At 65.3% G+C, this 11,494-nt stretch carries 10 protein-coding genes; 3 read left to right on the forward strand and 7 right to left on the reverse strand.

The window, feature by feature from the left end:
- The 4 genes from hflX to SE91_RS15130 all read right to left on the reverse strand — a co-directional run.
- On the reverse strand, positions 1-1,260 hold a 1,260-nt coding region (gene hflX, locus SE91_RS15115), incomplete at its 3' end, for a GTPase HflX (RefSeq protein WP_061848134.1).
- A gap of 11 nt (positions 1,261-1,271) precedes the next feature.
- Entirely contained in the window at positions 1,272-1,520 is a 249-nt protein-coding gene (gene hfq, locus SE91_RS15120; protein WP_007591126.1) for an RNA chaperone Hfq, read from the reverse strand.
- A 312-nt stretch (positions 1,521-1,832) separates the two neighbouring features.
- The gene (gene ntrX, locus SE91_RS15125; RefSeq protein WP_060736040.1) at positions 1,833-3,203 is read right to left on the reverse strand and encodes a nitrogen assimilation response regulator NtrX; all 1,371 of its coding nucleotides are present in this window, start codon (positions 3,201-3,203) and stop codon (positions 1,833-1,835) included.
- Between the two features lie 17 nt (positions 3,204-3,220).
- Complete coding sequence (locus SE91_RS15130) at positions 3,221-5,599, reverse strand: sensor histidine kinase NtrY-like (protein ID WP_061848135.1); 2,379 nt, start codon at positions 5,597-5,599, stop codon at positions 3,221-3,223.
- A 199-nt stretch (positions 5,600-5,798) separates the two neighbouring features.
- Between SE91_RS15130 and SE91_RS38035 the strand changes: the two genes are divergently transcribed.
- A complete protein-coding gene (locus tag SE91_RS38035; protein WP_283806242.1) occupies positions 5,799-5,921 on the forward strand; it encodes a hypothetical protein in 123 nt (40 codons plus the stop codon).
- Between the two features lie 219 nt (positions 5,922-6,140).
- Here SE91_RS38035 and ntrC read toward each other — a convergent pair whose 3' ends face one another.
- Genes ntrC through dusB form a run of 3 tightly spaced genes read right to left on the reverse strand, consistent with a single transcriptional unit; the run spans position 6,141 to position 9,760 of the window.
- Entirely contained in the window at positions 6,141-7,583 is a 1,443-nt protein-coding gene (ntrC, locus tag SE91_RS15135) for a nitrogen regulation protein NR(I) (protein WP_060736038.1), read from the reverse strand.
- Between the two features lie 9 nt (positions 7,584-7,592).
- Positions 7,593-8,762 (reverse strand): two-component system sensor histidine kinase NtrB, encoded by a 1,170-nt coding sequence (locus tag SE91_RS15140; RefSeq protein WP_061851140.1) that lies wholly within the window; start codon positions 8,760-8,762, stop codon positions 7,593-7,595.
- Entirely contained in the window at positions 8,759-9,760 is a 1,002-nt protein-coding gene (dusB, locus tag SE91_RS15145; protein ID WP_197489571.1) for a tRNA dihydrouridine synthase DusB, read from the reverse strand. Before dusB ends, SE91_RS15140 begins: the two co-directional genes overlap by 4 nt.
- Before the next feature lie 282 nt (positions 9,761-10,042).
- On the opposite strand from dusB, the gene SE91_RS15150 reads away from it, so the two are divergent.
- Positions 10,043-11,239 carry a bifunctional 2-C-methyl-D-erythritol 4-phosphate cytidylyltransferase/2-C-methyl-D-erythritol 2,4-cyclodiphosphate synthase gene (locus SE91_RS15150; protein WP_061848137.1) on the forward strand — a complete coding sequence of 399 codons (1,197 nt, stop codon included), beginning with the start codon at positions 10,043-10,045 and terminating at the stop codon, positions 11,237-11,239.
- A 4-nt stretch (positions 11,240-11,243) separates the two neighbouring features.
- Positions 11,244-11,494: CinA family protein (locus SE91_RS15155; protein WP_156490003.1), on the forward strand; the 251-nt coding region annotated here is incomplete at its 3' end.

An 11,494-nucleotide genomic window follows, 5' to 3' on the forward strand; every position in this document is an offset into this window, starting at 1 on the left:
GCGATGCAGCCAGCTGATGCCGGCGCCGTCGGCGGCGTCGATGGAGAGATCGAGCGTCGTGCGCTTGGCCGCTAACCGCTCCTCGATCGCGGCAAGCAGTGCGTCGATCCCCTCGCCCGTCGCTGCCGAGACCAGCATCGCCGGGTGATCTTCCGGCCGGCGCGCGGCGATGTTCAAGAGCTCTTCGCGCTGTTCGGCGTCATAACGGTCGATCTTGTTCCAGACCTCGATGATGCGGCCGGAATCATCAGGGTTGATGCCGAGCTGGCGCAGCACGGCGTCGACGTCGCTTTGCTGCGCCTCGGCATCCTCATGGGAGATGTCGCGCACATGCAGGATGACGTCGGCCTCCAGCACCTCCTCCAGCGTGGCGCGGAAGGCGGCGACGAGCTGCGTCGGCAGGTTGGAGATGAAGCCGACGGTGTCCGACAGCATCGCCTTGCCGCCATGAGGTAGAGTGAGCGCGCGCAGCGTCGGGTCGAGGGTGGCGAACAGCATGTCGGCGGCCTGCACGTCGGCGCGGGTCAGGCGGTTGAACAGGGTCGACTTGCCGGCATTGGTGTAGCCGACGAGTGCGACGACGCGATACGGCACGCGCTGGCGCCCGGCGCGATGCAACCGCCGCGTCGCCTGCACTTTCTTCAGCTCGCTCTCGAGCTTGGAGATGCGCTCCTGGATCAGGCGGCGGTCGGCCTCGATCTGCGTCTCTCCGGGACCACCCATGAAGCCGAAGCCGCCGCGCTGGCGTTCGAGGTGGGTCCATGAACGCACCAGGCGCGAGCGCTGGTAGTTGAGATGCGCGAGCTCGACCTGGAGCGAGCCTTCCCTGGTCTTGGCGCGGCGGCCGAAGATTTCCAGAATGAGCCCGGTGCGATCGAGCACCTTGGCATGCAATTCCTTCTCGAGATTGCGCTGCTGGATCGGCGCCAGCGCGCAATCCATCACGACGAGCTCGACCTCGAGACTCTTGATGAGCCCGGCGATCTCCTCGACCTTGCCCTTGCCGATGTAGGTGGCGGGTCGGATCTGGCTGATTGGTGCGATGATCGCGTCCGCAATGACGAGATCGATCGCGCGCGCGAGACCTGCGGCTTCATCGAGCCGGGCCTCGGCGTCGCGCAAGACGTAACTTTCCGATTGCGCATCGGAACTTCCCGCGCGCACTCGCAAGTAGGGGCCGATGACCAGCACCCGCCCCGTCTGCTTAGCCCCTGCCGACCGCGGACGGTCGGCATCCCCGTCGAAATTCCGGGGTTCCAATCAGATCACTCTCAAGCCGGCTGATCCTCGCCGCCTTCGAACAACTGGATCGGTGCGCCCGGCATGATGGTCGAGATCGCATGCTTGTAGACGAGCTGCGAATGACCGTCGCGCCGAAGCAGCAAACAGAAATTGTCGAACCAGGTCACGATGCCCTGGAGCTTCACTCCGTTGACCAGAAAGATCGTCAGTGGCGTCTTGGTTTTGCGAACGTGATTAAGGAAGGTGTCCTGTAGGTTTTGTGCGCGGTCTGCCGCCATTTTTTTTCTCGCTTTGAGTTTCTTGTTATTGCACCGGTTGCGCCCCCTGTTTTGGTTGTGTGGGGCCCTTCCCGGTTGCTGTTCCTCATGAGATCCCCCTCGGAAGGAACAGCAGAATGATTAGAGGACAGGTGAGCTTATTAGGCAAGCCGCTTCACGCGGCAGCCCACGCCGTATTGCCCCGAAAGACTACGGAAATCGATGATTTCCCTCACTTATCTCGGTGGTCTGGCCCGGAATGTCGCGGCGCCGGCGTCTCGTCGCCATGCGTTCGCTGTATGCGGGCCGGTATCCAACCCGCTCGGAATTGCGTCAGCCGACACCGAGCGCTTTCAGCTTCCGGTGCAGCGCCGAACGTTCCATGCCAACAAACTCGGCCGTGCGAGAAATATTTCCTGAGAACCGGCTGATTTGTGCAATCAAATAGTCGCGCTCGAACACTTCGCGCGCTTCGCGCAGCGGCAGGCCCATGATGTGCTCGCCATTGTTGCTGGTCGGCATTGCCGGCACCATGGATCCGACGTCCTGCGGCAACATGTCGGCGGTGATGATGACCTCAGGCCCGCCTGCAGCCAGAATCATGACTCTTTCAACGTTGTTTCGGAGCTGGCGCACATTGCCCGGCCAGACATGCGATTGCAGCACCGCCATCGCGTCCTGTCCGATCTGGCGCTTCGGCAGGCCGCTGCCGGCCGAGATCTGCTCCATAAAGTAGTCGATCAGTTCCGGAATGTCCTCGCGCCGCTCGGAGAGCGCGGGCACGCGGATCGGCACCACCGAAAGGCGATGATAGAGATCCTCGCGGAAATGGCCGGCGGCGATCTCCTCTTCGAGGTTGCGCGCGGTGGAGGAGATGATGCGGACGTCGACCTGCACCTTGGAGGTGCCGCCGACGCGCTGGAACGACTGCTCGACCAGCACCCGCAGGATCTTGTTCTGGGTTTCGCGCGGCATGTCAGCGATCTCGTCGATGAACAGCGTGCCGCCATGGGCTTCCTCAAGTGCGCCCGGCTTGCGCGGCTGCTCGCCGTTCGATTGCTCGACGCCGAACAGCTCGTGCTCCATCCGCTCCGGCGTGATCGCAGCGGCGTTGATGACGACGAAGGGGCCGTCGGCGCGGCCCGAGGCCGTATGCAGCGTGCGCGCGGTCAGCTCCTTGCCGGCGCCGGCGGGGCCGACGATCAGGATGCGGCTGTTGGCCTTGGCTGCGCGCTCGATGGTCTGGCGCAGCTGGTTCATGCTGGGCGAACGGCCGACGAGCTGGCTGGCGCTCGGCGCGAGCTGCTTCAGCTCCTTGACCTCGCGCTTGAGGCGCGAGTTCTCCAGCGCTCTCGTCGCGACCAGGATCAGCCGGTCGGCCTTGAACGGCTTCTCGATGAAGTCGTAGGCGCCGCGCTTGATCGCGGCGACCGCGGTCTCGATGTTGCCGTGGCCGGAGATCATCACGACCGGCAGATCCGCATTGTCCTTCTTGACCTGTTCCAGCAGCTGCAAGCCATCGAGCTTGGAGCCCTGGAGCCAGATGTCGAGGAACACCAGATGCGGCCTGCGGTTGGCGATCTCGGCGAGTGCCGAATCGCTGTCGCGTGCGGTCCTGGTGACGAACCCCTCGTCTTCGAGAATGCCCGCAACGAGATCCCGAATATCGGCCTCATCATCGACAATCAGAATTTCACTTGCCATGGACCGCCCCTGTCTTGTCAGCTGCCTGTTGAGGCTTCGATTTTCGTTGAGTCATTGGTCTTTTCAGCCGGCTCTTTGGTTCCGACGGCCGGCTCTTTTGTTGCCAGATCCTGACTGGATTCCTTGACGCCCGGCCTGGCCGCGTCATGGGCCACCGGCACCGTTCCGTCGGATTTCGCGGGTTGCCCGGAGATCGCAAAGCGCATCCGCATCCAGGCGCCGCGCTGGCCTTCGCGGAAGTCGGCGGCATCCTTCAGCTCGATGCGTCCGCCATGGTCCTCCAGCACGCGGCCGACGATGGCGAGCCCGAGGCCGGTCCCCTTGGCGCGCGTCGTGACATAGGGCTCGAGGAGGCGCGAGCGTGCGACCTTGGGCAGGCCGATGCCGTTGTCGATGACGTCGATCAGCACGTCATCGTCCTCGCGCGACACCACGACGTCGATCCGGCCCTTGCCAAGTTCTTCGGGCGGGACCTGCTCGATCGCCTCGGTGGCGTTCTTGACGATGTTGGTGACGGCCTGAGAGATCAGCCGCCGGTCGAACTGCGCCCGCAGCGGGTCCTGCTTGAACTCCGCCTCGATGTCGATCTCGGGGTGGGCGACCTTCATCAGGAATACCGCCTGCCGCACCGTGTCGGCGACATCCTCGCCCTCCATCACCGGTTTCGGCATCCGCGCGAAACGCGAGAATTCGTCGACCATGCGCCTGATGTCGTCGACCTGGCGCACGATGGTGTCGGTGCACTGGTCGAATATCTGCTTGTCCTTGTCCTCGGTGATGGTCTTGCCGAACTTGCGGCGGATGCGCTCGGCCGAGAGCTGGATCGGCGTCAGCGGATTCTTGATCTCGTGGGCGATGCGCCGTGCCACGTCGCCCCAGGCCGAGGTGCGCTGCGCCGAGACGAGCTCGGTGATGTCGTCGAGCGTGATGATGTAGCTGTCGTGCGGCTGGTTCTTCTCGGCGCTGACGCGGACGGACAGATTGCGCTCCTGCCCGTCGCGGGTGATCGTGATCTGGCCCTGCACCAGCCGCTGCGTCCCTTCCCGCGCGGTCTTCATCATCTCGTCGAGCTCGGGCAGGACGTCGGAGAGCGGGTGGCCGAGCGTCTCCGCTTCGGAGTGTCCGATCAGCTTCTCGGCCGAGCGGTTGAGGATGCCGACGCTGCCGGACGCGTCGACGCCGATGATGCCGGCACTCGCCGAGGACAGCACGGCCTCGATGAAGCGGCGGCGGCTGTCGATGAGATCGCTGGCGTTGACGAGCTCGTCGCGCTGGCTGCGCAATTCCTGCGTCATCTTGTTGAAGGTCTCGCCGAGTTGGGCGAGGTCGCCTTCCGACTGGTGCACGGGCACCTGGACGTGCAGGTCGCCGGTTGAGACCGTGTGGGCCGCGTTCATCAGCCGCCGGATCGGCGAGACCAGCGAGTTGGCGAAGTTGAGGCCGATCAACACCGAGGCCATCAGGATGGTCAGCGCGATGACTGCGAACATCAGCGCGAACGCGACCTGGATGCCGAGCCGGCGCGACTCGATCTGGGCGTATTCGGCGACGCTGACCTCGGTCTGCTTGAGCTGGTTGACGACGTTCGGATCAAGCGGCCGCGCGACATAGAGGAACGTGTCGTTGAAGGCGCGCAGGCGGATCACAGCGGCGACGAAGCTTGCGTCCGGCAGCACCGCGATCTCGGGCTCGTTCTCGTTGACGTTGCTGAGGAAGTCGGGCGCCGGCGGCGAATAAGCGAGCCGCATGCCGGTGTCGGCGGACTCCAGGATGTTGGTGTTCTTGTCGATGAGCATCGCGCCCGGGAGATTGCGCGAACCGGCACTGGCGGTCAGCATCTCCCGGAACGAGCGGCGGTCCTGGTCGTAGAGCGGCCGGGCGTGCGCGATGTCGTTGGCCATGCCGAGAATGTCGCCGCGGATCAGCTGCGCATGGTCCTGCATATACGCCCGCGCGATCGTCAGCGAATTCTGGATCACCTCCCTGGTCGGCCCGGAGAACAGCCGGTCGAGGCCGCGCTCGATGGTGACGTTGGCGACGACCGACACCAGCACGGCCGGCAGCACCGCCACGATCGAGAACAGACTGACGATCTGGACATGGAGCCGGGCTGCCGCCCTGCCCCGGCGCCGCGCCAGGATCAGCTGCCAGAGCTCCCGGACAATGATCCCGACCAGGAGCAGGATGGTCGCGGCGTTGATTAGATAGAACGAGCGCACCACCTCCGGCGTCGGCTCGATCTTGGTGAGGCCGGTCAGGACCAGGAAGGTCACGAAAGCCGACCCCAGTGCCAAGGCCACGGCAACGGGCGCCAGCCAGCGCCGCAGCGACCAGCGCCTGGGTTCGTCGGCTGGGGCCGTGTCAAAGGATCCGGCCGAGGTATCTGCGCTGGTCATTCCGGCAATGGGGTGCTGAAAACGGGTCCGCGAACGCGCGGATACTGATGTATTCGTACCACATTGTTGCCGAATTGCGACAATTCCGCGGCGTCTGTCCCGCGGCGGGGCGCACAATCCACAGGCACGGCCGGTCGGACGGGAACGGATTCCCGTCATCCCGGCTTGACCCGGCATGGATAGGATTTGTCTCGCAACGATGATTTCAGCCGTTCTGCTGCTGATCGTGGCCGCCGACCTCCTGGTCAACGGCCTCGGCGTTCAGCCGCCGCTGGTGAATGTCGCCAGCGTGACGCCGGCATCGGGCGGACTGGTCAGATAGACGTGATGCAGCACGTTGCGGCCGAATGAACGATTTGAAGGTGCGCGCGGAACATTTCGGTCCTGTCCGGACTTCTGCTCACCGCGTCAGCCACAACGGCCAGCGCGATCCGGACAGGCTCAGCTCTGCCTTGGTAGGGGGAGCTGAGCCACCTCCGCGCAAACGCGCTTTAGCGTTTGTCGCGTCCGCGCAAACGCGTCTGGCGTTTGTCGAAAGAGCCTACCCCCCGCTCCGATAGACCTGGATGTCGAGATCTCGGATCTTCTTCCGCAGCGTGTTGCGGTTGAGGCCGAGCAGGTCCGCGGCGCGGATCTGGTTGCCGCGGGTGGCCGCGAGCGCCGCTGTGAGCAGCGGCACCTCGATCTCCTTGAGGATGCGGTGATAGAGGCCGGGCGGCGGCATGCCGTTCGGGAAGCCCTGGAAGTGCGTGGACAGATAGGCCTCCACCGCGCCGCCGAGATTGTCGACGCCTTGCTGGACCGCCGCACCCGGGCTGACCGAGGGCGGCGCCAACTCGCCGTCAATCACCGAGGACGTGATCACGTCCTGCGGGTAGAGCGCGGCGAGACGCCGGGCGAGGTTTTCGAGTTCGCGCACGTTGCCCGGCCAGCGATGCTGCTTCATCCGCTCCAGCGCCAACGTGTCCAGCTTCTTCGGCGGCAAGCCGTCCTTCTCGGCCAGCGTGAAGAAGTGCCGCACAAGGTCCGGCAGGTCCTCGATGCGCTCGCGAAGCGGCGGCAGCCGCAACGGCACGACGTTGAGGCGGAAGAATAGATCTTCGCGGAACAGACCCTGCTGGATCAGGACGCGCAGATCCTTGTTGGAGGCCGCGACGATGCGCACGTCGGTCTTGATCGGGGTGCGGCCGCCGACGGTGGTGTATTCGCCCTGCTGCAAGACGCGCAGCAGGCGGGTCTGCGCCTCCATCGGCATATCGCCGATCTCGTCGAGGAACAGCGTGCCGCCCTCGGCCTGCTCGAACCGGCCGGAAGCGCGGGTGTTGGCGCCGGTGAAGGCGCCGCGCTCATGGCCGAACAATTCGGATTCGATCAGGTCGCGCGGGATCGCCGCCATGTTGACGGCGACGAACGGACCGTTGCGGCGCTTGCCGTAATCGTGCAGCGCGCGCGCCACCAGCTCCTTGCCGGTGCCGGACTCGCCCGTGATCATCACGGTGAGATCGGTCTGCATGAGACGCGCCAGCACGCGGTAGATTTCCTGCATCGCCGGCGAGCGGCCGACCAGCGGGATCGCCTCCATTTCGGCGTCCTCGTCCGGCGTCGACGTCCGCTCCTTCGGCTCGGCGAGCGCGCGGCCGACGATGGCGATCAGCTCCTTCAGGTCGAAGGGCTTCGGCAGATATTCATAGGCACCGCGCTCGGAGGCGCGGATCGCGGTCATGAACGTGTTCTGCGCGCTCATGACGATGACGGGCAGATTCGGCCGCATCTTCTTGATCCGCGGCAAGAGGTCGAACGCGTTCTCGTCGGGCATCACCACGTCGGTGATGACGAGATCGCCCTCCCCCTGGCTGACCCAACGCCACAGCGTTGCGGCATTGCCGGTGAGCCTGACTTCGTAGCCGGCGCGGGAAAGTGCCTGATTGAGAACGGTGCGGATGGCGGTGTCGTCGTCCGCTACGAGAATGCTACCTGCGGGCATCGCTAATCCTCATTTTGCCCCCTGTGACGCAGGCGACGGCTTCCCGGCAGAGTCGGCGCGGCTGCTTTGATCGGCATGTTTCACCGATGTGGAATACATCGGCATCAGCACGCGGAAGGTGGTCTTCCGCGGCTGAGATTCGCATTCGATGATGCCCCCGTGATCGCCGACGATCTTGGCGACCAGCGCAAGGCCCAGGCCGGAGCCGGTCTGCTTGGTGGTCACGAAGGGATCGAACAGGTTGGGCAGAAGGTCGTCCGGCACGCCTGGTCCGTTGTCTTTCACGCAGAACTCGAGCGGCAGGGATACCCGGGATTTTTGACCGGGGACTGACAGGCGCACGCCGGGGCGGAACGCGGTGGTGAGCTGGATCTCGGCGTCGGGAACGTCGATCAGGGCTTCGGCGGCGTTCTTCACGAGATTGAGGAACACCTGAATGAGCTGATCCTGGTTCGCCAGCACCGGCGGCAGCGACGGATCGTAATCCTCGATGAAGCGGATGTTGCGGGCAAAGCCCGACTGCGCCAGCCGCTTCACGTGATCGAGCACCGAGTGGATGTTGACGGGCCCGCGCACGACGGGGCGTTCGTCGCCGAACACCTCCATGCGGTCGACCAGCGTCACGATGCGATCGGCCTCGTCGCAGATCAGCCGCGTCAGCATGCGGTCTTCGGACGACGCCTGCTGCTCCAGCAGTTGCGCCGCGCCGCGGATGCCGGAGAGCGGGTTCTTGATCTCATGCGCGAGCATCGCGGCGAGCGCGATCACCGAGCGCGCGGCGCTGCGATGGGTGAGCTGGCGGTCCATCTTGTCGGCGATGGACCGCTCCTGCAGCATCACCACGATATGGCCGGGCCGCTCCGTCAGCGGGGCGACATGCAGGTCGACCTGACGGTCCCCGCCCATGCGCGGGGTGCCGAGATCGACCTTGTACTCGTTGACCGGCGAGTTGGACGAGCGCACCTGGTCGATCAGCGCCAGCAGCGGGCTGCCGAACGGCACCAGCTCCTTCAGCGAGTGCCTCTTCAGGAATTGCGTCGAGATCTCGAAGAAGGCTTCGGTCGCGATATTGGCGGCGACGATCTTGCCGTCCGGCCCGATCATCAGCACGGGATTGGGCAGTGCGTCCAGAATCGCGTCGCTGTCGGCGGGCTGGCGATGGTCGGCGGCTGAAGTCATGCAGCAGCCCTCCATGCGAAATCGTCGAAGGCGTCTTGCAGCGATTGATCGACGAGGCGCGGATCCTCGGAGGTCAGGATCTTCTGGCGCCAGGCTTTCAGCGTCTCGACCGGCGCACCGCTCGCTTCCGCTGCGATGTCGAGCCCCCAGCCGAGATGCTTGCGCGCATGCCGAAGACCGACGCGCAGGCCGTAGAGCGCGCAGACGCCCTCATAGAGCGTGCGGACATAGTGCAGCTGCGTCTGAAGCGGGGGTGTTGCTTCCTGCGCCCCACCCTTCAGGCGGCGGCCGATCTGGCCGGGCAGCCAGGGCTGGCCCTGCGCGCCGCGGCCGATCATGACGGCATCGGCGCCGGAGGCCTTGAGCGCCGCGAGCGCCTTGTCATAGGTGGTGATGTCGCCATTGACGACGAGCGGAATGGAGATGGCCTCGCGCACGGCGCGGATTGCGTTCCAATCGGCCTCGCCCTTGTAGAACTGGCAGCGGGTGCGGCCATGCACGGTGACGAGCTTGACGCCTGACGCCTCGGCGCGCCGCGCCAGCTCCGGCGCGTTGCGGCTGCGGTCGTCCCAGCCGAGCCGCATCTTCAGCGTCACCGGCACCTTCACCGCCGCGATGGTCGCATCGATCAGGCTGACGGCGTGGTCGAGGTCGCGCATCAATGCCGAGCCGGACTGGCCGCCGGTGACGTGACGGGCCGGGCAGCCCATGTTGATATCGATGACGTCGGCGCCCTCGGCTTCGGCGATCCGGGCCCCTTCGGCCATCCAATGCGCCTCGCAGCCGGCGAGCTGGACGACGTGCGGACCGATTCCCGTGGCTTCGCAGCGCAACCGCGACATCCGATGGCCGTTGGCGAGCTCATCGCTGGCGGTCATTTCGGACACGACCAAGCCGGCGCCCAGCTCGGCGGTCAGCCGGCGCACGGGCGAGTCAGTCACCCCCGACATCGGTGCCAGGAAGACCGGGGTGGCGATGTCAATATCGCCTATTTTCAACGGCTTAGTGCCTGATACTGCCGAGCCGGTCACAGGGGTCTCGTTGACTGGACAGGGCCTCATCGCGCCTGCCACGACCTATCTTGCGCACAATTCTTGTGCAGTCAAGCGTCATGCCTACAGTTTAGACAGTTCTGCAGATCTTTCAAGTGCAGTGCAGCAAAATGCTGTTTCCCACAATCCGGGGAAACCCCCTTTTTTTGCGGGCCTGCCGTGCTAGAGGCATGCCGTCAAATCACCCCACTCCCCGACTCTTCATCACCAATCGAGTATTCGAGTCCTATGGCGAAATCACAACGCACCGCGGTCGTCCTCGTCGCAGCCGGTCGCGGCTTGCGCGCCGGTGCCGGCGGGCCGAAGCAATATCGCGAGATCGGCGGTGTGCCCGTGATCTATCGCGCCATGGAGGCGTTCAGCCGTCACCCTGAAGTATCCGTGGTGCAGCCGGTGGTGAACCCCGACGACAGCGCCGTGTTCACGGCCGCGGTCGCAGGGCTCAAGCACGAGCCGCCTACCAATGGCGGCGCTACCCGCCAGGCCTCGGTGCTGGCAGGCCTCGAAGCCCTCGCAAAGCACAAGCCCGACATCGTCCTGATCCACGACGCCGCCCGCCCCTTCGTCTCGGAAGGCGTGATCTCCCGCGCGATCGAGGCGGCAAGCCACACCGGTGCCGCGATCCCCGCGATTGCCGTCACCGACACGATCAAGCTCACCGGCGAGAACGGCCATGTCGAGGGCACGCCGGACCGCGCGCGGCTGCGAATCGCGCAGACGCCGCAATCCTTTCGTTTCGACGTCATTCTCGAGGCGCATCGTCGCGCGGCGAAGGATGGGCGCTCGGATTTCACCGACGATGCCGCCATTGCCGAATGGGCAGGATTGACGGTTGCAACCTTTGAAGGCGATGTTGCCAATATGAAGCTCACCACTCCCGAGGATTTCGTGCGCGAGGAGGCACGCCTGGCCGCCCAGCTCGGCGACATCAGGACCGGCACCGGCTATGACGTCCACGCCTTCGGCGAAGGCGATCACCTCATGATCTGCGGCGTGCGCGTCCCGCATACCAAGGGCTTCCTCGCCCATTCCGACGGCGACGTCGGCCTCCATGCGCTGGTCGACGCCATTCTCGGCGCGCTCGCCGACGGCGACATCGGCTCGCACTTCCCGCCGAGCGATGCGAAGTGGAAGGGCGCGTCCTCCGACCAGTTCCTGAAATACGCCATCGAGCGTGTCGCGGCGCGCGGCGGCCGTGTCGCCAATCTCGAGGTAACGCTGATCTGCGAGCGGCCGAAGATCGGTCCCTTGCGCGACACCATGCGCGCGCGCATCGCCGAGATATCCGGCGTCGACATCTCGCGCGTCGCGGTGAAGGCGACGACCAGCGAGCGGCTCGGCTTCACCGGCCGAGAGGAAGGCATCGCGGCCACCGCGAGCGCCACCATCCGCCTGCCGTTCAACGAAAAGACTTGGAGCGTGTAAGATCATGGGCGGCAGCGACGCACGCGCCCTCTCCCGCTCGCTGCTCGATCTGTGCCGGATGCGCAAGCTGACGGTCGCGACCGCCGAGTCATGCACCGGCGGCCTGGTCGCCGGCGCGCTGACGGACATCCCCGGCTCCTCCGATGTGATCGACCGCGGCTTCGTCACCTATTCCAACGACGCCAAGCGCGCGATGCTCGGAGTCGAGGCGAGCACGCTCACCAATTTCGGTGCGGTCAGCAAGGAGACCGCGAC

Origin of the sequence: Bradyrhizobium sp. DOA1 (genome assembly GCF_001593325.1) — a bacterium.
Lineage (GTDB): Bacteria > Pseudomonadota > Alphaproteobacteria > Rhizobiales > Xanthobacteraceae > Bradyrhizobium.